The sequence below is a fragment of the Enterobacter cloacae complex sp. S3 genome, from assembly GCF_014930495.1.
GTDB classification, from domain to species: Bacteria; Pseudomonadota; Gammaproteobacteria; order Enterobacterales; family Enterobacteriaceae; genus Enterobacter; species Enterobacter asburiae_B.
Map to the genome: position 1 here is coordinate 186,258 of NZ_JADBRD010000015.1, position 23,897 is coordinate 210,154.

The following is a 23,897-nucleotide window of genomic DNA, read 5'->3' on the forward strand; positions in this document are numbered from 1 at the left end:
TTTTCTCTCAGCCCTCAGGGGCGAGGGAACGATTTTCCCCCTCTCCCTCAGGGAGAGGGCTGGGGTGAGGGTAATTTTCCTTCAAAATCCCGCCGCACAATCTCCAGCGCCTTAAGCACCGTCTCGGCGGGGATCTCATGATTCTCGAGAAGCATAATCAAATCGACGGCCAGCTTGACCTCATCGGGTGCATTTTCCAGTGACATGGGTGTGGCTCCTGTTAACGGGTCAAACGTTCAATGACGCGCTCAATCTCGTCCCGCGCCTGACGGCAGCGGACGATACGTCCTTCCAGCGCGCTAATCTCGCGCATCAATAGCTGCTGCTCTTCCAGCGTCTCGCTGTTGTTCAGCCGCGTCTCGCGCTCGCGCTTCATCTCAAAGAGCCGGCGCTCAAACTCCTGGTTCTCCAGCCGCTTGCGCTGCCATTTACCGAGTCCCGGCGAGGCGCTGTCCCAGGCGCGCAGCGGCCAGGCGGCGATTTCGCGATGCAGAGCGGTGATCTGCTCTGTCAGATGCTCTGCGAGCCACGCCACCTGTTCTTGCTGTTCACTCTCAACCGCATGGCGAAGCTCGTCGAGGTTCGTCTGCGCTTCCGCCAGATAATCCTGAATGACGGTGCTGCGGGTACGAAAAAGCTGCCGGTCAAAGCGCGGTTTCAGCGTGGCGTGGCCCATCAGCGGTGTAGCCTGCTCCCGCAGAGCAATGAGCTGATTTTGCAGCCTCTCAAGAAGCAGTGCTGTTTTCAAGGCGCTCTCCAGTGGTAAAGTAGCCGTTCAGTTTGATAACGATTCGCATTATGAAGCGTACTATTTTAATCATCATTGGCTGGCTCGCGGTAGTGCTTGGCACGCTGGGCGTGTTTTTACCCTTGCTGCCGACCACCCCGTTTATCCTGCTTGCGGCCTGGTGCTTCGCCCGCTCGTCGCCGCGTTTTCACCACTGGCTGCTCTATCGCTCGTGGTTTGGCGGCTATCTGCGGCACTGGCAAAAACACCGGGCCATGCCGCCCGGCGCGAAGCCGCGCGCGATCGCGGTGATCCTCATCACCTTCGCTATTTCATTATGGCTGGTGAAAATGATGTGGGTACGTATTCTGCTGCTGGCGATCCTCTCCTGCCTGCTTTTCTTCATGTGGCGGATCCCCGTGGTTGATGAAAAGCAACAAAAGCACTGAAGCCTCATCATGGCTGTTGCAATTATCACGCGCAGCCAGTAAATTCGACCGTTTTCGAGCACAGGTGCGCCTGGTCAAAGGTTAAACAATTGTTACCTTGGCCGACTCGTTGCGCGCTGTGAGTAACACTGTTTCATTTAGGCAAAACCGATGACCGCAACTGCACAGCAGCTTGAATATCTGAAAAACAGCATCAAAAGCATCCAGGACTATCCAAAGCCTGGCATTCTTTTCCGTGATGTCACCAGCTTGCTGGAAGACCCGAAAGCGTACGCGCTCAGCATTGAACTGCTGGTCGAGCGTTATAAAAACGCCGGGATCACCAAAGTAGTAGGTACCGAAGCCCGTGGCTTCCTGTTTGGCGCACCGGTTGCGCTGGCAATGGGCGTGGGTTTTGTGCCGGTGCGTAAGCCGCGCAAACTGCCGCGTGAAACCATTGCTGAGAGCTATGAGCTGGAGTACGGCACCGATCAGCTGGAGATCCACGTTGATGCGATCAAGCCTGGCGACAAAGTGCTGGTGGTGGACGATCTGCTGGCAACCGGCGGTACCATTGAAGCGACCGTGAAATTGATCCGTCGTCTGGGTGGTGAAGTGACCGACGCGGCATTCATCATCAACCTGTTCGATCTCGGCGGTGAACAGCGCCTGGAAAAACAGGGCATCACCAGCTACAGCCTGGTGCCTTTCCCGGGTCATTAATCCCGGTTTTCACAACCTCGCTCAATGGGTGAGGTTGTGATAGCATTCCCCTCCATAAATTCACCTTCCAGCGTTGCAGAGCCTGCCCATGAGTTATCAGGTGTTAGCCCGTAAATGGCGACCACAAACCTTTGCTGACGTTGTCGGTCAGGAACATGTGCTGACGGCCCTGGCGAACGGCTTGTCGCTAGGTCGTATCCATCACGCCTATCTTTTCTCCGGCACCCGCGGCGTCGGTAAGACCTCTATTGCCCGTTTGCTGGCAAAAGGTCTCAACTGCGAAACCGGGATCACCGCCACGCCGTGCGGCGTGTGCGATAACTGCCGGGAGATCGAGCAGGGGCGTTTTGTCGATCTGATCGAGATCGACGCCGCCTCGCGTACCAAAGTGGAAGATACCCGCGATCTGCTCGATAACGTGCAGTACGCCCCGGCGCGCGGCCGCTTCAAGGTCTACCTGATCGATGAAGTGCACATGCTGTCGCGCCACAGCTTTAACGCCCTGCTGAAAACGCTGGAAGAGCCGCCCGCGCACGTGAAGTTCCTGCTGGCGACCACCGATCCGCAAAAGCTGCCGGTCACGATTTTGTCGCGCTGCCTGCAGTTCCACCTGAAGGCGCTGGACGTTGAGCAGATCCGCGCGCAGCTTGAGCACATTCTTGATGAAGAGAAGATCGTTCACGAGCCGCGCGCCCTGCAGCTGCTGGCCCGCGCGGCGGACGGCAGCCTGCGTGATGCGCTCAGCCTGACCGACCAGGCGATTGCCAGCGGTGACGGCAAGCTCTCCACCGAGGCGGTCAGCACCATGCTCGGCACGCTGGATGACGATCAGGCGCTGTCGCTTATCGAGGCGATGATCGCCGCCAACGGCGAACGCGTGATGTCGCAGGTGAACGCGGCCGCTGCCCGCGGTATCGAATGGGAAGGACTGCTGGTTGAGATGCTCAGCCTGCTGCACCGCGTGGCGATGCTGCAGCTTTCTCCGTCCGCCATCGGTGCGGATATGGCCGCCATTGAACAGCGGATGCGTGAACTTGCCCGCACCGTGCCGCCTGCCGACGTGCAGCTGTACTACCAGACGCTGCTGATTGGCCGCAAAGAGTTACCGTTCGCGCCGGATCCACGAATGGGCGTTGAAATGACGCTGCTGCGCGCGCTGGCGTTCCACCCGCGCATGCCATTGCCGGAGCCGGAAGCGCCGCGGCAGTCTTTCGCGCCGGTCGCCCCTACGGCGGTGATGTCGCCGCAGCAGGTGCCACCGCAGCCGACACCGCCGCCGCCGCAAAACGTGCCGCTGTCGGATGCCACCAGTTCGGTGCTTGCCGCACGCAGCCAGCTGCAGCGTGCGCAGGGAGTAACCAAACCAAAAAAGAGTGAACCGGCAGCGCCAGGAAGAGCGCGGCCGGTGAACAACGCCGCGCTTGAACGACTGGCCTCGGTAACGGAGCGCGTACAGTCGCGTCCTGCACCGTCCGCGCTCGAGCAGAAAGCCCCGGTGAAAGAAGAGGCTTACCGCTGGAAGGCAACCACCATCACCGAAGAGGTGAAGGAAGAGGTCGCCACGCCGAAAGCGCTGAAAAAGGCGCTGGAGCATGAGAAAACGCCGGAGCTTTCCGCGAAGCTTGCCGAAGAGTCCATTGCGCGCGACCCTTGGGCCGCCGAGGTCAGCAAACTCCAGCTGCCGAAGCTGGTCGAGCAGGTCGCGCTGAATGCCTGGAAAGAGCAGGACGGCAATCAGGTGCGTTTGCACCTGCGTCCGGGCCAGCGGCACCTCAATTCCCCTGGCGCGCAAAAGGCGCTGGCCGAGGCGCTCACCGCATTACAGGGTGCGCCGGTTGAATTGACTATCATTGAAGATGATAATCCGGCAGTGAAAACGCCGCTCGAGTGGCGCCAGGCCATTTATGAAGAAAAGCTCGCGCAGGCGCGCGAGGCGATTATTGCGGATAACAACATTCAGACCCTGCGCCGGTTCTTCGACGCCGATCTGGATGAAGAGAGTATTCGCCCCATTTGATCGTGAGTCTGACTTACGGTTGTAATCCTTAAACGTGAAAGAAGAGAGAAGCCTATGTTTGGTGGAAAAGGCGGTCTGGGTGGCCTGATGAAGCAGGCTCAGCAGATGCAGGAAAAAATGCAGAAGATGCAGGAAGAGATCGCTCAGCTGGAAGTCACGGGTGAGTCCGGTGCCGGTCTGGTCAAAGTGACCATCAACGGTGCGCACAACTGCCGTCGCGTGGAAATCGACCCGAGCCTGCTCGAAGACGACAAAGAGATGCTGGAAGATCTGGTTGCAGCCGCGTTTAACGATGCCGCTCGCCGTATCGACGAAACTCAGAAAGAGAAAATGGCCTCTGTTTCCAGCGGTATGCAGCTGCCGCCTGGCTTCAAGATGCCATTCTGATGCAAACCAGTCCGCTGCTCACGCAGTTAATGGAAGCACTGCGCTGCCTGCCGGGCGTTGGCCCGAAGTCGGCGCAGCGCATGGCGTTTACGCTATTGCAGCGCGACCGCAGCGGCGGGATGCGCCTGGCGCAGGCTTTAACCCGCGCCATGTCAGAAATTGGTCACTGTGCGGATTGCCGCACCTTTACCGAGCAGGACGTGTGTAACATTTGTACGAACCCGCGTCGTCAGGAAAACGGTCAGATTTGCGTGGTGGAGAGTCCGGCGGACATCTACGCCATCGAACAAACCGGGCAGTTTTCCGGCCGCTACTTCGTGCTGATGGGGCATCTCTCCCCGCTGGACGGCATTGGCCCGGATGATATCGGTCTTGACCGCCTTGAACAGCGTCTTGAGTCCGAAACCATCAAAGAGGTGATCCTCGCCACCAACCCAACGGTGGAAGGGGAGGCAACCGCCAACTACATCGCCGAACTGTGCTCGCAGTACGGCGTTGACGCCAGCCGCATCGCCCACGGCGTGCCGGTGGGCGGCGAGCTGGAAATGGTCGACGGCACCACGCTGTCGCACTCTCTGGCAGGGCGTCATAAGATTATTTTCTGACCAAACGGAGGCTGCGCGCGCGGCCTCCGCTTGAAAATTTCCCCCCTTATCCCCATCTCTCACTCAACGTTTTAAAACCCCATTAAATGGCATTGTTGAGGTCGACATAGATGAAAGGACAAGAAACCCGTGGTTTCCAGTCAGAAGTAAAACAGCTTCTGCACCTGATGATCCATTCCCTGTATTCCAACAAAGAAATTTTCCTGCGTGAGCTGATTTCCAACGCCTCGGACGCGGCGGACAAGCTGCGCTTCCGCGCGCTGTCCAACCCGGACCTGTATGAAGGCGACGGCGAGCTGCGCGTGCGCGTCTCGTTCAATAAAGAGAACCGCACCCTGACCATCGCCGATAACGGCATCGGGATGAACCGCGACGAGGTGATCGACCACCTCGGCACCATCGCCAAATCCGGCACCAAAGCGTTCCTTGAGTCCATGGGCTCTGACCAGGCGAAAGACAGCCAGCTCATCGGCCAGTTCGGCGTGGGCTTCTACTCGGCGTTTATCGTGGCCGACAAAGTTACCGTCCGTACCCGTGCGGCAGGCGACAGCGCCGAGAACGGCGTGCTGTGGGAATCCAAAGGGGAAGGCGAATATACCGTTGATGACATCACCAAAGCGGATCGCGGTACCGAAATCACCCTGCACCTGCGTGAAGGGGAAGATGATTTCCTGAACGACTGGCGCGTGCGCTCCATCATCAGCAAATATTCCGATCACATCGCCCTGCCGGTAGAGATTGAAAAACAGGAAGAGAAAGACGGTGAAACCGTGGTTTCCTGGGAGAAGATCAACAAGGCGCAGGCGCTGTGGACGCGCAACAAGTCTGAAATTAAAGACGACGAATATAACGAGTTCTACAAGCACATCGCCCACGACTTTACCGACCCGCTGACCTGGAGCCACAACCGCGTGGAAGGTAAGCAGGAGTACACCAGCCTGCTGTACATCCCGGCACAGGCGCCGTGGGACATGTGGAACCGCGATCACAAGCACGGCCTGAAGCTGTACGTGCAGCGCGTATTCATCATGGACGACGCCGAGCAGTTCATGCCGAACTACCTGCGCTTCGTGCGTGGTCTGATCGATTCCAACGATCTGCCGCTGAACGTCTCCCGTGAGATCCTTCAGGACAGCACCGTCACCCGTAACCTGCGCAACGCCCTGACCAAACGTGCGCTGCAGATGCTGGAAAAACTAGCGAAAGACGATGCGGAAAAATATCAGACCTTCTGGAAACAGTTTGGCCTGGTGCTGAAAGAAGGCCCGGCAGAAGACACCGCGAACGTTGAAACGATCGCCAAACTGCTGCGCTTCGCCTCTACGCACACCGACTCCTCCGCGCAGACCGTGTCGCTGGAAGAGTACGTCTCCCGCATGAAAGAAGGGCAGGAGAAGATCTACTACATCACCGCCGACAGCTACGCGGCGGCGAAAAGCAGTCCGCACCTGGAGCTGCTGCGTAAGAAAGGCATCGAAGTGCTGCTGCTTTCTGACCGCATCGACGAGTGGATGATGAACTACCTGACCGAGTTCGACGGTAAGGCGTTCCAGTCCGTAGCCAAAGCCGACGAGTCCATCGACAAGCTGGCGGATGAAGTGGACGAAAGCGCGAAAGAAGCCGAGAAGGCGCTGGAGCCGTTCGTTGAGCGCGTGAAAACCCTGCTGGGCGAGCGCGTGAAAGAGGTGCGCTTCACGCACCGTCTGACCGACACCCCGGCGATTGTCACTACCGATGCGGACGAAATGAGCACCCAGATGGCGAAACTGTTCGCGGCGGCGGGCCAGGCGATGCCGGAAGTGAAATATATCTTTGAGCTTAATCCGGATCATCCTCTGGTGAAACGCGCGGCGGATACCCAGGACGACGCTCGCTTTGCCGAGTGGGTTGAACTGCTGCTGGATCAGTCCCTGCTGGCCGAGCGCGGCACGCTGGAAGATCCTAACCTGTTCATTAAACGTGTGAATGCGCTGCTGCTGGCGTAATTGAACACGCCTCCCCTGGTCTTCTCCCTCTCCCGTGGGAGAGGGCCGGGGTGAGGGCACCAGACCGCACTAACCCAAATAATCTCCCCCCGTTAACCGTTTCAGCCTTCCCGCCTTCCTTGAGCGATGCCCGTTCTGGTGGTATTGTTTAGCGCTTTTGAAAAATTGAAACGACTTTTGAGGGGATTTTCGCAATGCGTATTATTCTGCTTGGCGCTCCGGGCGCGGGTAAAGGAACTCAGGCTCAGTTCATCATGGAGAAATACGGTATTCCGCAAATCTCCACCGGTGACATGCTGCGCGCCGCTGTAAAATCTGGCTCCGAGCTGGGTAAACAAGCGAAAGACATCATGGACGCAGGCAAGCTGGTGACCGACGAGCTGGTTATTGCTCTGGTCAAAGAGCGCATTGCGCAGGAAGACTGCCGTAACGGTTTCCTGCTGGACGGCTTCCCACGCACCATTCCTCAGGCTGATGCCATGAAAGAAGCGGGCATCAACGTGGACTACGTTCTGGAGTTCGACGTACCGGACGAGCTGATCGTTGACCGTATCGTTGGCCGTCGCGTACACGCTGCTTCTGGCCGCGTTTACCACATCAAATTCAACCCGCCTAAGGTTGAAGGCAAAGACGACGTGACCGGCGAAGATCTGACCACCCGTAAAGACGATCAGGAAGAGACCGTGCGTAAACGCCTGGTGGAATACCATCAGATGACCGCGCCGCTGATCGGCTACTACACCAAAGAAGCGCAGGCGGGTAACACCAAATACGCGAAAGTTGACGGCACCAAAGCCGTGGCTGACGTACGTGCAGAGCTGGAAAAAATCCTCGGCTAATCGCGCGCCTCTCACCCGGGCTCCCGGGTGAGAAATATTCTCATCTTACCTATTACAGCAATGGGTTTCGTTTAAACGCATTTCCGCTACAATTGACAACCTATCAAATGGTTAAGAGGCGTGAATGAGTCAGGCGAAAACCGGCATCCTGCTTGCCAATCTGGGCACTCCAGAAGCACCTACATCAGACGCGGTAAAACGCTACCTGCGACAATTTTTAAGCGACACGCGCGTCGTGGATTTCCCGAGACTGCTGTGGTGGCCGCTGCTGCGTGGCGTCATTCTGCCGATTCGTTCTCCGCGCGTCGCCAAACTCTATCAGTCCGTCTGGATGGAAGAGGGCTCGCCGCTGATGGTATACAGCCGTCGTCAGGAAAAAGCGCTGGCCGCCCGCCTGCCGGATATGCCCGTCGCGCTCGGCATGAGCTACGGAAAACCGTCCCTGCAAAGCGCGGTGGAATCACTGCTGGCGCAGGGCGTGGACCATATCGTCGTGCTGGCGCTCTACCCGCAGTACTCCTGCTCGACGGTGGCCGCCGTCTGGGACGAGCTGGCCCGCATTCTGGCGACCCGCCGCCGCATTCCGGGCGTGACCTTTATTCGCGACTACGCAGATAACGATCTCTACATCCAGGCGCTTGCCAACAGCGCGCGCGCGTCGTTTGAAAAGCACGGCGAGCCGGATCTGCTGCTGCTTTCCTATCACGGGATCCCGCAGCGTTTCGCCAATGAAGGGGATGATTATCCGCAGCGCTGCCGCGATACCACGCGCGAGCTGGTTTCCGCCCTTGGCCTGCCGCCGGAGAAGGTGATGATGACCTTCCAGTCGCGCTTCGGTCGCGAGCCGTGGCTGACGCCTTATACCGATGAAACCCTCAAAATGCTGGGTGAGAAGGGCGTGAAGCACATTCAGGTGATGTCGCCGGGCTTCTCGGCAGACTGTCTGGAAACGCTGGAGGAGATCGCGGTGCAAAACCGGGAATTTTTCCTTGAGGCTGGCGGCGAAAAGTACGAGTACATTCCGGCGCTTAACGACTCGCCTGAGCATATCGACATGATGGTCTCGCTGGTAACGAACAGCCGCTGATCGCACTCCGGGCCGGGTTTGTGCTACCATTCCCGGCCCATATTCTTCGTACAGTTCAGACCATGAAATTTCCCGGTAAACGCAAATCCAAACACTACTTCCCCGTCGATGCCCGCGACCCGCTCCTGCAGCAAATCCAGCCAGAAAACGAAACCAGCGCGGCATGGGTCGTCGGTATCGATCAGACGCTGGTGGACATTGAAGCGAAAGTGGATGATGCGTTTGTCGCCCGTTACGGTCTGAGCGCCGGTCACTCGCTGGTGATTGAGGACGACGTTGCCGAAGCGCTGTACCAGGAGCTGGTGCGCGAAAACCTGATTACCCATCAGTTCGCCGGTGGCACCATCGGCAATACCATGCATAACTACTCCGTGCTGGCCGACGACCGCTCGGTGCTGCTCGGCGTGATGTGCAGCAATATTGAAATCGGTGGCTATGCCTACCGCTATCTCTGCAACACCTCCAGCCGTACCGATCTGAACTACCTTCAGGGCGTCGACGGGCCTATTGGCCGCTGCTTTACGCTGATTAGCGATTCCGGCGAGCGTACTTTTGCCATCAGCCCGGGTCATATGAATAAGCTGCGCGCCGAGAGTATTCCGGAAGAGGTGATCGCGGGCGCCTCGGCGCTGGTGCTGACTTCCTATCTGGTGCGCTGTAAGCCGGGCGAGCCGATGCCGGAAGCGACCATGAAAGCGATCGAGTACGCGAAGAAATACAACGTGCCGGTCGTTCTGACGCTGGGCACGAAATTCGTTATCGCCGAAAACCCGGAGTGGTGGCAGGCGTTCCTGAAAGAGCACGTCTCGATTCTGGCAATGAACGAAGAAGAGGCCGAAGCGCTGACCGGCGAAAGCGATCCGCTGCTGGCGTCTGACAAAGCGCTGGACTGGGTGGATCTGGTGCTCTGCACCGCCGGCCCGGTTGGGCTCTATATGGCGGGCTTCACGGAAGAAGAGAGCAAGCGCAAAACCCAGCACCCGCTGCTGCCCGGTGCGATTGCCGAGTTCAACCAGTACGAGTTCAGCCGCGGCATGCGCTACAAAGATTGCGTGAATCCGCTGCGAATCTACTCTCATATCGCGCCGTATATGGGCGGGCCGGAGAAGATCATGAACACCAACGGTGCGGGCGACGGCGCGCTGGCCGCACTGCTGCACGACATCACCGCTAACGCCTACCATAAAACCAACGTGCCGAACTCCAGCAAGCACAAGTTCAGCTGGCTGACCTATTCCTCGCTGGCGCAGGTGTGTAAATATGCCAACCGCGTGAGCTATCAGGTACTGAACCAGCACTCCCCGCGCTTAACGCGTGGTCTGCCGGAACGTGAAGACAGCCTCGAAGAGGCGTACTGGGACAGGTAAAAGTAAAACGGCAACCTGTGGTTGCCGTTTTTAGTGTTTGTTCCCTCTCCCTGTGGGAGAGGGCCAGGGTGAGGGCATTAGGCCGCACAAGGTAAAAGCAAAACGGCAACCTGTGGTTGCCGTTTTAGTGTTTGTTCCCTCTCCTCGTGGGAGAGGGCCAGGGTGAGGGCATCAGACCGCACAAGGTAAAAGCAAAACGGCAACCCTGGTTGCCGTTTTTAGTGTTCGTTCCCTCTCCCTGTGGGAGAGGGTCAGGGTGAGGGCATCAGGCCGCACAAACCTACCCCGTCACCCCTTCTTCAACCGGCGGATTCTCCAGCAGCGTCAGCATCGTATTCGCAATCTCGCGCTCGCCCATCACCACCTTATTTGCACCGCGCTCGGTAATGTACTCCACCTCGTCGTCATAATGCGCCCGGGCGATAATCTCAATCGTTGGGCACTTCTCGCGCGCGGAGGCCACAATCTCGCCCGCTTCATAGCCGTTAGGTATGGTCAGCAGCAGCCAGCGCGCGCAGTCCAGATGCGCCAGATTCATGATCTCTTCGTTTGCCGCATTGCCCAGTACCGCACGAATGCCGCGCTCGCGCAGCTCGTCGACGCGGGTGCGTGAGGTCTCAATCACCACCAGCGGAATGCCCTGCGCCATCAGCTTCTCACCGAGCAGGCTGCCCACGCGGCCAAAGCCGACCAGCAGGGCGTGGTTGCAAATATCCACTGGGATCTGCTTCTCTTCTTCGATGGCCTCTTCGAGCGTCTGTTCTTCCAGCGTTTCGGTTTTATCGAGGTATTTTTCCAGCAGGGCAAACAGCACCGGGTTCAGCATAATCGACAGGATCGCCCCCGCCAGCACCAGGTTTTGCCCCGCCTGCGGCAGCAGGTTCAGGGCCATGCCCAGACCGGCCAGAATAAAGGCGAACTCACCGATCTGCGCCAGGCTGGCGGCGATGGTCAACGCCGTGCGCGGGGAGTGGCCGAACATTCTCACCAGGAAGAAGGCGGCAAGCGACTTACCAAAGATGATGATCGCCAGCGTGCCCAGCACGGCCAGCGGCTGGTGAATCAGGACAATCGGGTCAAACAGCATCCCGACGGAGACGAAGAACAGCACGGCGAAGGCATCGCGCAGCGGCAGAGTGTCATGCGCCGCGCGGTGGCTCAGCTCGGATTCGTTCAGCACCATCCCGGCGAAGAACGCGCCCAGGGCAAAGGAGACGTCAAACAGCTCTACGGCACCAAAAGCGATACCCAGCGCCAGCGCCAGCACGGAGAGGGTGAACAGCTCGCGGGAGCCGGTTGCCGCGCTGCGGGACATGATCCACGGCACCAGACGGCGTCCCACCAGCATCATGATGGCGATAAACGCCACCACCTTGCCAATGGTGATACTCATATCCAGCGCCAGCGAGGCAAAGCCGACGTTGTCTTTTTCCATCATCCCGGCGACGGCTGGCAGCAGCACCAGCGTCAGGACCATCACCAGGTCTTCAACAATCAGCCAGCCTATCGCGATTTGCCCGCGCTGGCTGTCTATCAGCTGTCTCTCTTCAAGCGCGCGCAGCAGCACCACGGTACTGGCGGTTGAGAGACACAGCCCAAATACGATACCGGTCATTAACGACCAGCCCAGCACCGCCGAAAGCGCCATCCCCAGCAGCGTCGCCACCCCAATCTGGGCGATCGCTCCCGGTATGGCGATCGACTTTACCGCCATCAGATCCTTCAGGGAGAAGTGCAGGCCGACGCCAAACATCAGCAGAATCACGCCCAATTCCGCCAGCTCAGGGGCCAGCTTGGTATCCGCCACGAAGCCTGGCGTAAAGGGTCCCGCCAGTACACCCGCTAACAGATAGCCGACAAGAGGAGAAATACGCAGCTTATTGGCAATCATGCCGAGGATAAAAGCGAGCACAAGTCCACCAACAATGGTGGTGATAAGCGGTGTGGCGTGGTGCATTCCGTCTCCTTTCGTTGTGGGTGTTCCTTTTTGGCGAAAACCAAAAAACCGAGTAATAGTTTATGACAATTTTTACCCTTGTGTTTATGAATTATTGTTGAAGTTTGAATAAAACAGCAATATGCACGTAAAAAAGCGCGTTTTGATAAATTCAGCGAGGGTAAGAAGAAGAAACCCTTATGGCATCAGGGTATCAGGTAGCCAAAGTAAAACTTTGGCTACCCGTAATTTACGCTTTATGACGGTTATCAGGCAGGAATATGGTCAACATCCCAAGAAGTGGCAGGAAAGCGCAGATTTTATAGACCAGGAAGATGCTGGTGTGATCCGCCACCATCCCCAACACCGCCGCGCCAAGCCCGCCCATGCCGAAGGCGAAACCGAAAAAGAGCCCGGAAACCATACCGATACGGCCAGGCAGCAGCTCCTGGGCATAGACCAGAATGGCGGAAAACGCGGATGCGAGAATAAAACCAATGATCACGGTTAAAATCCCCGTCCATTCAAGGCTGGCGTACGGCAAAATAAGGGTAAACGGCGCCACGCCGAGGATAGAGCCCCAAATGACGTATTTACGCCCAATCTTATCCCCCACGGGCCCGCCAATGACCGTACCGGCCGCAACGGCGAACAGGAAGGCAAACAGGTGAAACTGTGCATTCTGTACCGATAATCCGAATTTTTGCATCAGATAAAAGGTGTAATAGCTGCTGATGCTCGCCATATAGAAGTATTTCGAGAAAATCAGCACCAGCAGCACAGAGACGGCCAGAATAACCTTATTGCGCGGCAGGGGATTGATAACCTTCGCTTTAGGTTTCCCTTTATTCACGCGATGCTGAGCGGCATACCAGCGGCTGATCTGCGCCAGCACGATGATCGCCAGCAGCGCGGCCAGTACAAACCATGCCACGTTGCCTTTACCGTAAGGGGCAATAATCACCGCGGCCAGCAGCGGGCCGAGAGAGCTACCAAAGTTACCGCCCACCTGGAAGAGAGACTGCGCCAGACCGTGACGCCCCCCTGAAGCCATACGCGCCACGCGCGAGGACTCCGGGTGGAAAACGGACGAGCCGGTGCCCACCAGCGCGGCGGCAATCAGCACCGCTTCAAAGCTCCCCGCCATGGCCAGCAGCACCAGCCCGCTTAGGGTGAAGCACATGCCAATCGGCAGCGACCACGGCATCGGGTATTTATCCGTCCAGTAGCCCACCAGCGGCTGCAGCAGTGAGGAAGCCAGCTGGAAGGTCAGGGTGATCATCCCGATCTGCACGAACGTTAACGAAAACTCGGACTGCAGCAGCGGATAAATTGCCAGAATCAACGACTGGATCATGTCATTGAGCAGGTGCGAGAGACTGATTGCGCCTAAGACTTTAAAGGAGGTGCGCGACGCCGGCGCGCCCGGAACGGGCTGGGTTGATTCACTGATTGCCATAGAGAGAAGTACCACGTTTTTCGTTATTAGAGATGCAGGGTGTAATTATTATCCGACTAACATACCCGTCCGGGACATTTGAAGAAAGTCGCAATTCTGAAAACTTATTTGTCTATTCTTGTTAGTCACTGTAATTTTTGCCTTTGTCTATTGGTCAGGGAGAGAGAAGATGAAGTTTATGAAGCGGGGCGTCGCGCTGGCGCTCATCGCCGCGTGGGGCCTGGTAAGCTTGCCCGCGCAGGCGTATGAAAAAGACAAAACCTATAAAATCACCATTCTGCATACCAACGATCACCACGGTCATTTCTGGCGCAGCGAATACGGCGAATATGGCCTGTCGGCGCAAAAAACGCTGGTGGACGGCATCCGCAAAGAGGTGGCTGCCCAGGGCGGCAGCGTGCTGCTGCTGTCGGGTGGCGATATCAATACCGGCGTGCCGGAATCCGATTTACAGGACGCGGAACCTGATTTTCGCGGCATGAACCTGATTGGCTACGACGCGATGGCCGTGGGTAACCACGAGTTCGATAATCCGCTGACCGTGCTGCGTCAGCAGGAAAAATGGGCCAAATTCCCCTTCCTCTCCGCCAATATTTACCAGAAAAGCACCGGCGAACGCCTGTTTAAGCCGTGGGCGCTGTTTAAGCGCCAGGATCTGAAAATTGCGGTCATCGGCTTAACCACTGACGACACGGCGAAAATTGGCAACCCCGAGTTCTTTACCGATATTGAATTCCGCAAACCGGCAGACGAAGCGAAGCTGGTGATTCAGGAGCTGCAGCAAAACGAAAAGCCGGACGTGATTATCGCCACCACGCACATGGGGCACTACGACAACGGCGAGCACGGCTCTAACGCGCCCGGCGATGTGGAGATGGCGCGCAGCCTGCCTGCGGGCTCGCTGGCAATGATTGTGGGCGGTCACTCACAGGATCCGGTGTGTATGGCATCCGAGAACAAAAAGCAGGTGGACTACGTGCCGGGCACGCCGTGCGCGCCGGACCGTCAGAACGGTATCTGGATTGTTCAGGCGCACGAGTGGGGCAAATACGTCGGCCGGGCGGATTTTGAGTTCCGTAACGGCGAGATGAAGCTTGTTCATTATCAGCTCATCCCGGTCAACCTGAAGAAGAAAGTCACCTACCCGGACGGTAAAAGTGAGCGCGTACTCTACACGCCAGAGATCGCTGAAAACCAGCAGATGCTCTCCCTGCTGACGCCGTTCCAGAACAAGGGCAAGGCGCAGCTGGACGTGAAAATCGGCACGCTGAACGGTCGTCTGGAGGGAGACCGCAGTAAAGTTCGCTTCGTGCAGACCAACATGGGCCACCTGGTGCTGGCGGCGCAAATGGCGCGCACCGGCGCCGACTTCGGCGTGATGAGCGGCGGCGGTATTCGTGATTCCATCGAGGGTGGAAACATTACCTATAAGGATGTCCTGAAGGTGCAGCCGTTCGGCAACGTGGTGGTTTATGCGGACATGAGCGGGAAAGAGGTGATTGACTACCTGACCGCCGTGGCGCAGATGAAGCCGGATTCTGGGGCCTATCCGCAGTTTGCCAACGTCAGCTTTGTGGCGAAAGACGGCAAGCTTAACGACCTGAAGATCAAAGGCGAACCGGTTGACCCGGCCAAGACTTACCGTCTGGCGACGTTAAGCTTTAACGCCACCGGCGGCGACGGCTATCCGCATATTGATAACAAACCGGGATACGTGAATACCGGCTTTATCGACGCGGAAGTGCTGAAGCAGTTCATCGAGCAGAATTCGCCGATTGACGTGAATGCCTACGAGCCGAAAGGTGAGGTGAGCTGGCAGTAGTGGTGTGCGGCCTGATGCCCTCACCCCAACCCTCTCCCACCGGGAGAGGGCGCGAACACAAAAAACGGTAACGCCTGTTACCGTTTTGCTTTTACCTCGCAGCCGCCACCGGGCAATTTTCTCAATCCCGGCGCGCAATATCCGCAAACTGCGCGTCCAGCATTTTCGCCAGATCGCCCGCCGCCAGCTCGATATCCAGCCCGCGTTTGCCGCCGGATATAAAGATGGTTTCAAACTCCTGTGAAGGGGCATCAATCAGCGTCGGCAGGCGTTTTTTCTGCCCGAGCGGACTGATCCCACCCACCAGGTAGCCCGTGGTGCGCTGCGCCACCATCGGATCCGCCATATCCACCTTCTTCGCGCCCAGGGCTTTGGCGACTTTCTTCAGATCCAGCTGTCCCGCCACCGGAGTAACCGCGACGGCGAGGTGTTTCATATCGCCATTCACCGCCACCAGCAGCGTTTTATAAACCTGGTCAGCATTCAGCCCCAGCTTGCGTACCACTTCATCACCAAAGTTAGTTTCATTCGGATCGTGATCGTAAGTGTGGATCCGGAAAGAAATGTTGTTTTTTTCGAGTAATTTAACGGCGGGAGTCATAGCTATCCTTCTTACGACAGACAAATCATGCCATCAGCATACGCCTGACGTTTGTCTAAAAAATAGCACCATCTTGCGCAATAGTATTGGCAGTGATGGTCACTTTGAGCGACAATCGGCTCAACCGAAGGTCTCCTTCGGCATAATAAAAACGATGAAATTCCTCTTTGACGGGCCAATAGAAATATTGGCCATTTTTTTATTTCAACAGTGACGGCAAATTCCCTTCTCCGTACAAATGTAACGCCCCAACCGCCACCACGTAATGCCCCGCGGGCAAAGCATGCAGCGTCTGCCGCCAGGCTTTGTTGCGCGCATTCATCAGCACATCATACAGCGATTCGCTGAACGTCGAGGGCAATGCCAGCTTACCGTCCTCAGGCGGCGCGTCCAGCCACCAGCCAATCATGGTCTGCAGCAGGCGCGCGTTGGTGTGCCAGTGGGTCAACGTATCATCCAGCAGCATCAGGCCGTCGTCGGGAAGCTGGCGCAGAAGCGCAATCTGGCTGTCCGTCCCTTCCAGCTCAATGACGGGCAGGCTGCGGGCCCTTGCCGCGTTCAGCAGCTGGTAATCAATGCCGTAGTCACCGCGCAGTCCCAGACGCTGCGCCTGCGTAGCCTGCAGCACCATCGCAATTTGCCAGAGCGGCAGGGTGTCAATCATGGAGAGCGACACGCCGGTTTCATCCGCGACGCGCGTCAGTTCGGCAAGCCGGGGATCATCCAGACGTTCCGCCAGAGTGAGAGCGCTTTCCAGCCCGACAAACGGCGACTCCTGACCCGAAATGTCCGCCTCAACGACCAGCGCGTCGGCGCGTTTTAGCAGTTTAATCAGCCCGGGTGGCAGGGGAGACATATCCTGCGTACCCATATGAATGCTGCCGACCAGGTGCAGGTGCTGCCCGCCGGGGAGAGAGATATCCAGACCGGGCCAGGCATAACGGCGAGGAAAGAGGGCGCGAAACGATGCTTTTATACGATTAAACAGACCCATACGCGCTCCATGAATGGAAAGGTTCATGCTAGCGCGTACGGGTACAAGGTTCAATCCTTCGGTTTAAAGCGCAGCAGCCGGTTGGCGTTGCTCACCACGGTAATGGAGGAGAGCGCCATCGCCGCACCCGCGACCACCGGGTTAAGCAGCGTACCGGTCAGCGGCCACAGAATACCGGCCGCGATTGGGATACCGAGGGTGTTATAGACGAACGCTCCCAGTAAGTTCTGCTTCATGTTGCGCAGCGTGGCTTTTGAAATGGCCAGCGCGTCGGCAACGCCCATCAGGCTATGGCGCATCAGCGTAATGGCAGCGGTTTCGATGGCGACATCGCTCCCGCCGCCCATGGCAATCCCGACGTCCGCCTGGGCCAGCGCCGGGGCATCGTTGATGCCGTCGCCGACCATCGCCACCTGATGACCCTGACTTTGCAGTTTCTTGATGGCGTCCGCTTTACCGTCCGGCAGTACGCCTGCAATGACCTCATCAATTCCGGCCTCTTTCGCGATGGCGTTGGCCGTTGTCGGATTGTCCCCGGTCAGCATCACCAGACGATAGCCCGCACGGTGCAGACGCTGCAGGGCGTCCACGCTGTCCTGGCGAAGCGGATCGCGCACGGCCAGCAGCGCGGCGGCTTTGCCATCCACCGCCAGCAGAACCGGCGTAGCGCCCTGAGACGCCTGCGCCTTCAGCTCGCTTTCCAGCGCGGCGGTATCAATACCATTTTCATTGAGCAATGCCTGGTTGCCCAGCAGCAGCGCGTGGCCTTCTGCTTCACCGCTGACGCCGAGCCCGCGCAGGGTGCGGAAATTGCTGACCTGCGGCAGGGCAGAAGCATTCGCTTTATCGAGAATGGCGCGCGCCAGCGGATGGCTGGATCCTTGCTCCAGCGCGGCGGCGAGACGCAGCGCCTCCTCTTGCGCAATGCCTGCGGTAGTGACGGCCACCACCTGCGGTTTGCCTTCGGTCAGCGTCCCGGTTTTATCAAACACCAGCGTGTCGAGGGTGCTGGCCCGCTGCAGCGCGTCCGCATCCCGTACCAGTACGCCAAATTCGGCCGCGCGGCCTACGCCGGAGATAATCGACATTGGGGTCGCCAGGCCAAGGGCGCAAGGACAGGCGATGATCAGCACCGTGGTGGCAATCACCAGGGTGTAAACAATCTGCGGTGCCGGGCCGAAGAAATACCAGATCGCCGCGCTCAGCAGGGCAATGCCGACCACTACTGGAACAAAAACGGCGGAGATCCTGTCAGCAAGCTGGCCAATTTCCGGCTTGCTGCTCTGCGCCTGGCGCACCATGCGGATGATACGCGACAGCGTCGTGTGGCTGCCGACGGCGCTGGCGGTAAACAGCACGCTGCCGTCCTGCACCACCGTGCCGGCATGAACGGCGTCGCCGTCTGATTTCTGCTGGGGGATAGGCTCGCCGGTCAGCATCGCTTCATCCAGCCAGGCTTCGCCCTGGGTTATCTTGCCGTCAACGGGAACGCGATCGCCCGTCGTCAGGCGCAGCGTCATGCCGGGCTGAACTTCCGCCAGCGGGACGCTTTTCTCCCCCTCGTCCGTGACCACGCGCGCCGTCGGCGGGGTTAAATCAAGCAATCTTTCCAGCGCTTTCGAGGAGCGCTGGCGGGCGCGGGCTTCCAGCATGTGGCCCAGGTTAATCAGGCCGATAATCATCGCGCTGGCTTCATAGTAGAGATGGCGCGCCTCCATCGGGAACCACTGCGGCCAGACGTTCACGCTCATCGAATAGAGCCACGCCGCGCCGGTTCCGAGCGCCACCAGCGTATCCATCGTCGCGGTGCGGTTTTTCAGGCTCTTCCAGGCGCTGGTATAGAAATGCCCGCCTGCAAACACCATCACCGCAAGGGTAATCAGGCCAATCACCAGCCACAGCGTGCGGTTGTCAGCGGTGACCATCATGTTGTCACCCATCATGCCCCACACCATCACCGGAATACCCACCAGCAGGGCGACAATTGCCTGCCAGCGGAAGCGTTTCATGGTGGCGATAGCCGTTTCCTGCTGGCGCTCGCGGCGCTCGGCATCATCTTCGATGGCCTCTGCGCCGTAGCCCGCTTTCTCAACGGCCTGCACTAAATCTGCGGCGGAGGCGCTGCCCATCACCAGCGCAGTGCGCTCCGCGAGGTTTACCCGTGCCTGCGCGACGCCCGGTACGGCCTGCAAGGCGTTTTGTACCCGGGAGACGCAGCTGGCGCAGCTCATGCCGTTGATCAGCAGCTGTTGGCTGTCGTCAATATCATCAGCTGCCGGAAGCTCAGGAGTGGCCGCTGTCAGTGCTTCCGACGGGGATGATGACTCTGCCAGCGGTTTAGCCTTTGGGTGGCTTAACTCCGCCCCGTAACCGGCCTGCTTGATGGTATCGATCAGCGCATCCGCGCTGGCGCTGCCGGTCACGGCGGCATGATCGATAGTCACGTCAGCGCTTTCAACGTCAGGGCGCTGTTCCAGGCTTTCTTTAACGCGTTTGACGCAGTGGCCGCAGGAGAGGCCGTCCAGCGTCAGGTCGATAGTGTGAGACATAGTAAAACTCCCGTATAATGATCTGGTCAGTTGTTGACCGATACAGTGCTTTTCACTGACTGTTATAAAGGTTAAACCTTCCATCAAGGGGAAGGTCAAGGGGGAAATGTGAATATCAGTGACGTGGCAAAAAAAACCGGCTTAACCAGCAAGGCAATCCGCTTTTATGAAGAGAAGGGGCTGGTAACGCCACCGCTGCGCAGTGAAAACGGCTACCGCAGCTACACGCAGCTGCATCTGGATGAACTGACGCTGCTGCGCCAGGCAAGACAGGTCGGTTTTAATCTGGAAGAGTGCGGCGAGCTGGTGAACCTGTTTAACGATCCGAAGCGTCACAGCGCCGACGTGAAAAAACGCACGCTGGAAAAAGTGGCCGAAATTGAACGCCACATCATCGAGCTGCAGTCGATGCGCGAACAGCTGCTGCAGCTCGCGGAATCCTGTCCGGGGGATGACAGCGCCGACTGCCCGATTATCGATAATCTTGCCGGCTGCTGTCATCGTAAGGCTTCTGCTTAGCAGGCTTTCACCCGCAGGGTAATGCCTTCCACCGCAATGACCTCAACCCGCGTGCCGGCGCTGAGGTCGTCGTCGGCGACCACCGGCCACGAGCTGTCGCCCACGCGCATATGCCCGCGCCCATTCACCAGCGAGGTGTCGAGCGTAAAACGCTTGCCGACAATCTGCTGTCCGCGCTGGTTGAGGTGCGCGTCCAGCGGTTTTTGCTCGTTAACCCGCCGGTTTAGCCAGCGCCACCACAGCCACGCGGCCACCAGCGTCAGCACGGCAAATAGCGCACCCTGCCACGCCCAGTCCAGGGGAAGGATCCAGACCAGAAGGCCCGTAATGACGGCGGCAACACCGCTCCAGAGCAGGTAGCCGTTGCCGCCCAGCATCTCCGCCGCCAGCAATAAGCCGCCGAGGCTTAGCCAGAAGGCATGAGGATGTGCAGCGATCAGCTCAATCATTTTTTACGCTCGTTTCCGCTGTCTTTAATCAGTTCGGCAATACCGGCGATAGAGCCCATCAGGCTGCTGGCCTCCAGCGGCATCATCACCACTTTGCTGTTGTTCGCCGAGCCGATCTGTTTCAGCGCGTCGGTATATTTTTGCGCGACAAAGTAGTTCACGGCCTGGATATCACCGGCGGCAATCGCTTCGGACACCATCTGAGTGGCGCGGGCTTCCGCCTCGGCCGAACGTTCACGCGCTTCTGCCTGTAAGAATGCGGACTGACGATCGCCTTCCGCTTTCAGGATCTGCGACTGTTTTTCCCCTTCCGCTTTGAGGATCTCCGCCTGACGCACCCCTTCGGCTTCCAGAATGTAGGCACGCTTGGTTCGCTCGGCCTTCATCTGGGCGTTCATGGAGGCGATCAGCTCCGCCGGCGGGCGCACGTCGCGGATCTCGATACGGGTGACTTTGATCCCCCACGGGTTCGTTGCTTCATCGACAATGTGCAGCAGGCGGGTGTTGATGCTGTCGCGCTGGGAAAGCATTTCGTCCAGCTCCATCGAGCCGAGCACGGTACGGATGTTGGTCATCGTCAGGTTGACGATCGCCAGCTCCAGGTTGCTGACCTCATAGGCCGCTTTCGGCGCATCAATCACCTGAATAAAGCAGACGGCGTCGATGGTGACGTTGGCGTTATCCTTGGAGATGATCTCCTGAGACGGAATGTCCAGTACCTGCTCCATCATGTTGATCTTGCGACCAATCCGATCCATGAACGGAACAATCAGGCTTAAGCCTGGCTGGAGGGTATTGGTGTAGCGACCGAAACGCTCGACGGTCCACTGATAGCCCTGAGGGACAATTTTGACGCCTGCGCCCACAATAACCAGCGCAACGAAAATAAGGACAGGAACAACGATAAGCATAAAAACCTCCTGTTTTGCATGCTGTGATGAGTGAAAGTGTGTGTTTATTGCTCGTAAGTATAGGTAAAGTCAGAGATGAATCCATCACCCGCTTCGGCAATGGCTTTGGATAATCCCTGGTAGTACTTCTCCAGCCCCAGCGCTTCGATACGCTGGATCTGTTCGCGAATGGGGGCGCAGAACAGAACGGCATTCCCCGCTTCAACGCGCTTGTTATTAGGGGGAAGGTCGCCCGCGATGGCCTTGAACCATGTTCTGATACCCTGCTTTAAATTATGCGGCGCTTTAGTCAGGTTATCCATGCCCGTCAGAACCTGCAGGGTGGGAAACTCATCGGCCAGCACGGCGGTTTTCATGCGCGCAAAGAACTGGCTGAACAATTCAAACGATCCCAGATCGGTGACGCGCGGTTTGGTCGTTTTACCGTTTTTATTGCCGATTTTCCCTGCGGCTGACGCTGGGGCCGGAACCGCATTCACCTTTTCCAGCTCCAGCCCGAATAACAAATTACAGTGCGCACGGCGCTCTTTCAGCGGGTAGGACATCAGCACGTCAATGAATTGGGTGGCCTTTACATCCGCAAGATCGTGGTTGATAAGCCACTGGGTACGAGAAAATTCAGCCGGAGAGACGAACCAGTCGGGTACCTCATTGAAACGTTTGGATTTTCCCTTGCCGTCAAATTCCAGGAAGTGTGTCCCGTTGTCGAAGGCGAAATAGCAATTTTTGAAACTGCCGATCGTGGTGTTCACGATAAGCGCCTTCTTAACAAAATCCACCACCTCTGCACCGATGACAAAACGCGTGAGTTCCGACGATTTGATGACTTCCATTAATGTTTCGACATCAGGAACACCAGGCTTCAGGGAAGGAAACTCATAAAAGATATGTGCCATGCTGCTTACTTCCTGTAGTGATGGTGGAGACAAATGACAAACAAAAAGTTTAACACTTGCTTTAGCGTGAGGCTATTCGCTCTGTGCGCACGAAAGGATTATGCTACAGGCGGTTATTACACGAAGCGGTTAACGGAAGCGTAATGAACGATAAAAAAGAACTATTACATCTCAGGGATATCGGATTTCGTGTTGGAGAAAACATTATTCTTCAGCACGTCGGGTTTAGCCTGTCGCCGGGCGAGTTTAAATTAATCACGGGCCCTTCAGGCTGCGGTAAAAGCACGCTGCTGAAAATTGTGGCCTCACTCCTCAGCCCGACGGAGGGCACCATTCTGTTTGAAGGACAGGATATCTCAACCCTGTCCCCGGAAAACTACCGCCAGCAGGTCTCCTACTGCGTGCAAACCCCCGCGCTGTTTGGCGATACGGTTTATGACAACCTGATTTTCCCGTGGCAAATCCGCAATAAAACGCCGGAGCCGGAAAAGTTTATCAGCGATCTGGCCCGCTTTGGCCTGGCGCAGGAGACGTTAACCAAATCCATCACTGCGCTGTCGGGCGGAGAAAAGCAGCGCGTCTCGCTGATCCGCAACCTGCAGTTTTTACCGAAGGTGCTTTTGCTGGACGAAATTACCAGCGCGCTCGATGACGTCAACAAGCGCAACGTTAACGAGATTATTCATCGCTACGTCCGGGAGCAGAATATTGCCGTGCTGTGGGTGACGCACGACGCTAATGAAATAACCCATGCGGATGACGTGATTACGCTTCAGCCGCACGGCGGGAAAATGCAGGAGGCTAACCGTGGGTGAGCATAACATTACCAATGAATCCCTGGCGTTTTCGATGGTGCTGGTGCTGATTGCAATTGTGGTTAGCTACCGGGAAAAGCTGGGGCTGGAAAAAGATATTGTGTGGAGTATCTGCCGCGCGGTGGTTCAGCTCATCATAGTCGGCTATGTGCTGAAGTATATATTTAACGTCAATCACGCTGTGCTGACGCTGCTGATGGTGCTCTTTATCTGTTTCAACGCGGCGTGGAATGCGAAAAAGCGCAGTAAATACATTGATAAGGCGTTTATCTCGTCGTTTATCGCTATTACCACCGGGACGGCGCTCACGCTGGCGGTGCTGGTGCTCTCCGGCTCGATTGCCTTTACGCCGATGCAGGTTATCCCTATCTCCGGGATGATTGCGGGGAACGCCATGGTGGCCGTTGGGCTCTGTTATAACAATCTCGGCCAGCGCTTCAGCAGTGAACAGCAGCAGCTGCAGGAGAAATTAAGCCTGGGAGCGACGCCTAAAGTGGCCTCGGCGCGGCTGATTCGTGAGAGCATTCGCTCATCGCTGATCCCAACGGTCGATTCAGCCAAAACGGTGGGGCTGGTGAGCCTGCCGGGCATGATGTCGGGGCTGATTTTTGCCGGTATCGATCCGGTCAAAGCGATTAAGTATCAGATCATGGTGACGTTTATGCTGCTCTCCACGGCAAGCCTGTCAACCATCATTGCCTGCTACCTGACCTATCGGAAGTTCTACAACGCGCGCCACCAGCTGGTGGTAACGCAATTAAAGAAAACGGGTTAAGCCTGT

The 23,897-nt window shown here is 57.5% G+C and carries 22 protein-coding genes, 1 pseudogene and 1 other annotated feature; of the genes and pseudogenes, 13 read left to right on the forward strand and 10 right to left on the reverse strand.

Annotation, left to right across the window (positions count from 1 at the left end; translation table 11 throughout):
• Positions 1 to 7: 7 nt before the first annotated feature.
• Positions 8 to 206: pseudogene (rsmS, locus tag IM317_RS08445) on the reverse strand (pleiotropic regulatory protein RsmS).
• A gap of 14 nt (positions 207 to 220) precedes the next feature.
• Positions 221 to 748 (reverse strand): primosomal replication protein N'', encoded by a 528-nt coding sequence (gene priC, locus IM317_RS08450; RefSeq protein ID WP_033144793.1) that lies wholly within the window; start codon positions 746 to 748, stop codon positions 221 to 223.
• A 50-nt stretch (positions 749 to 798) separates the two neighbouring features.
• Between priC and IM317_RS08455 the strand changes: the two genes are divergently transcribed.
• The 9 genes from IM317_RS08455 (at position 799) to IM317_RS08495 (ending at position 10,165) form a co-directional block, all read left to right on the forward strand.
• A complete protein-coding gene (locus IM317_RS08455; RefSeq protein ID WP_033144794.1) occupies positions 799 to 1,176 on the forward strand; it encodes a DUF454 family protein in 378 nt (125 codons plus the stop codon).
• Between the two features lie 150 nt (positions 1,177 to 1,326).
• Positions 1,327 to 1,878 (forward strand): adenine phosphoribosyltransferase, encoded by a 552-nt coding sequence (gene apt, locus IM317_RS08460; RefSeq protein ID WP_000127359.1) that lies wholly within the window; start codon positions 1,327 to 1,329, stop codon positions 1,876 to 1,878.
• Between the two features lie 88 nt (positions 1,879 to 1,966).
• The gene (gene dnaX / locus IM317_RS08465) at positions 1,967 to 3,895 is read left to right on the forward strand and encodes a DNA polymerase III subunit gamma/tau (RefSeq protein WP_033144795.1); all 1,929 of its coding nucleotides are present in this window, start codon (positions 1,967 to 1,969) and stop codon (positions 3,893 to 3,895) included.
• Positions 3,225 to 3,289: a sequence feature (DnaX frameshifting element), on the forward strand. It overlaps the preceding gene by 65 nt.
• A 54-nt stretch (positions 3,896 to 3,949) precedes the next feature.
• Positions 3,950 to 4,282 (forward strand): YbaB/EbfC family nucleoid-associated protein, encoded by a 333-nt coding sequence (locus IM317_RS08470; protein ID WP_003858972.1) that lies wholly within the window; start codon positions 3,950 to 3,952, stop codon positions 4,280 to 4,282.
• Complete coding sequence (gene recR / locus IM317_RS08475) at positions 4,282 to 4,887, forward strand: recombination mediator RecR (protein ID WP_008499298.1); 606 nt, start codon at positions 4,282 to 4,284, stop codon at positions 4,885 to 4,887. Before IM317_RS08470 ends, recR begins: the two co-directional genes overlap by 1 nt.
• A gap of 110 nt (positions 4,888 to 4,997) precedes the next feature.
• Positions 4,998 to 6,872 carry a molecular chaperone HtpG gene (gene htpG / locus IM317_RS08480; RefSeq protein ID WP_033144796.1) on the forward strand — a complete coding sequence of 625 codons (1,875 nt, stop codon included), beginning with the start codon at positions 4,998 to 5,000 and terminating at the stop codon, positions 6,870 to 6,872.
• Positions 6,873 to 7,066: 194 nt separating this feature from the next.
• Positions 7,067 to 7,711: an adenylate kinase gene (adk, locus tag IM317_RS08485; protein ID WP_033144797.1), complete on the forward strand. Its 645-nt coding sequence runs from the start codon at positions 7,067 to 7,069 to the stop codon at positions 7,709 to 7,711.
• A gap of 124 nt (positions 7,712 to 7,835) precedes the next feature.
• Positions 7,836 to 8,798, forward strand: coding sequence for a ferrochelatase (hemH, locus tag IM317_RS08490; RefSeq protein ID WP_033144798.1), 963 nt, complete (start codon positions 7,836 to 7,838; stop codon positions 8,796 to 8,798).
• A 62-nt stretch (positions 8,799 to 8,860) separates the two neighbouring features.
• A complete protein-coding gene (locus IM317_RS08495; RefSeq protein WP_033144799.1) occupies positions 8,861 to 10,165 on the forward strand; it encodes an inosine/guanosine kinase in 1,305 nt (434 codons plus the stop codon).
• A gap of 280 nt (positions 10,166 to 10,445) precedes the next feature.
• On the opposite strand, the gene ybaL is transcribed toward IM317_RS08495, so the two are convergent.
• Together ybaL and IM317_RS08505 are read right to left on the reverse strand one after the other, a co-directional pair.
• The gene (gene ybaL / locus IM317_RS08500; RefSeq protein WP_033144800.1) at positions 10,446 to 12,122 is read right to left on the reverse strand and encodes a YbaL family putative K(+) efflux transporter; all 1,677 of its coding nucleotides are present in this window, start codon (positions 12,120 to 12,122) and stop codon (positions 10,446 to 10,448) included.
• A gap of 229 nt (positions 12,123 to 12,351) precedes the next feature.
• The gene (locus tag IM317_RS08505; protein WP_033144801.1) at positions 12,352 to 13,560 is read right to left on the reverse strand and encodes an MFS transporter; all 1,209 of its coding nucleotides are present in this window, start codon (positions 13,558 to 13,560) and stop codon (positions 12,352 to 12,354) included.
• Between the two features lie 169 nt (positions 13,561 to 13,729).
• On the opposite strand from IM317_RS08505, the gene ushA reads away from it, so the two are divergent.
• On the forward strand, positions 13,730 to 15,382 hold the full coding sequence (gene ushA / locus IM317_RS08510; protein ID WP_033144802.1) for a bifunctional UDP-sugar hydrolase/5'-nucleotidase UshA: 1,653 nt from the start codon (positions 13,730 to 13,732) through the stop codon (positions 15,380 to 15,382).
• Positions 15,383 to 15,503: 121 nt separating this feature from the next.
• Here the strand turns inward: ushA and ybaK are convergent, their stop codons facing one another.
• The 3 genes from ybaK to copA form a co-directional block, all read right to left on the reverse strand.
• Entirely contained in the window at positions 15,504 to 15,983 is a 480-nt protein-coding gene (gene ybaK / locus IM317_RS08515) for a Cys-tRNA(Pro)/Cys-tRNA(Cys) deacylase YbaK (protein ID WP_033144803.1), read from the reverse strand.
• Positions 15,984 to 16,182: 199 nt separating this feature from the next.
• A complete protein-coding gene (locus IM317_RS08520) occupies positions 16,183 to 16,977 on the reverse strand; it encodes a TraB/GumN family protein (RefSeq protein ID WP_033144804.1) in 795 nt (264 codons plus the stop codon).
• A gap of 50 nt (positions 16,978 to 17,027) precedes the next feature.
• Positions 17,028 to 19,526, reverse strand: a complete 2,499-nt coding sequence (gene copA / locus IM317_RS08525) for a copper-exporting P-type ATPase CopA (protein ID WP_033144805.1) — start codon at positions 19,524 to 19,526, stop codon at positions 17,028 to 17,030.
• A gap of 108 nt (positions 19,527 to 19,634) precedes the next feature.
• Between copA and cueR the strand changes: the two genes are divergently transcribed.
• Positions 19,635 to 20,045, forward strand: a complete 411-nt coding sequence (gene cueR / locus IM317_RS08530; RefSeq protein ID WP_033144806.1) for a Cu(I)-responsive transcriptional regulator — start codon at positions 19,635 to 19,637, stop codon at positions 20,043 to 20,045.
• Here the strand turns inward: cueR and IM317_RS08535 are convergent.
• Genes IM317_RS08535 through IM317_RS08545 form a run of 3 tightly spaced genes read right to left on the reverse strand, consistent with a single transcriptional unit; the run spans position 20,042 to position 22,301 of the window.
• Positions 20,042 to 20,494: an NfeD family protein gene (locus IM317_RS08535; protein WP_033144807.1), complete on the reverse strand. Its 453-nt coding sequence runs from the start codon at positions 20,492 to 20,494 to the stop codon at positions 20,042 to 20,044. The genes cueR and IM317_RS08535 overlap by 4 nt on opposite strands.
• Positions 20,491 to 21,405: an SPFH domain-containing protein gene (locus IM317_RS08540; RefSeq protein WP_023310620.1), complete on the reverse strand. Its 915-nt coding sequence runs from the start codon at positions 21,403 to 21,405 to the stop codon at positions 20,491 to 20,493. The genes IM317_RS08535 and IM317_RS08540 overlap by 4 nt, the downstream gene beginning before the upstream one ends.
• Before the next feature lie 44 nt (positions 21,406 to 21,449).
• Positions 21,450 to 22,301, reverse strand: coding sequence for a hypothetical protein (locus tag IM317_RS08545; RefSeq protein WP_033144808.1), 852 nt, complete (start codon positions 22,299 to 22,301; stop codon positions 21,450 to 21,452).
• Between the two features lie 143 nt (positions 22,302 to 22,444).
• Here IM317_RS08545 and fetA point away from each other — a divergent pair, with 143 nt between their 5' ends.
• Positions 22,445 to 23,116, forward strand: a complete 672-nt coding sequence (gene fetA / locus IM317_RS08550; RefSeq protein WP_033144809.1) for an iron efflux ABC transporter ATP-binding subunit FetA — start codon at positions 22,445 to 22,447, stop codon at positions 23,114 to 23,116.
• On the forward strand, positions 23,109 to 23,891 hold the full coding sequence (gene fetB / locus IM317_RS08555; protein ID WP_023310623.1) for an iron efflux ABC transporter permease subunit FetB: 783 nt from the start codon (positions 23,109 to 23,111) through the stop codon (positions 23,889 to 23,891). Before fetA ends, fetB begins: the two co-directional genes overlap by 8 nt.
• Positions 23,892 to 23,897: the final 6 nt, after the last annotated feature.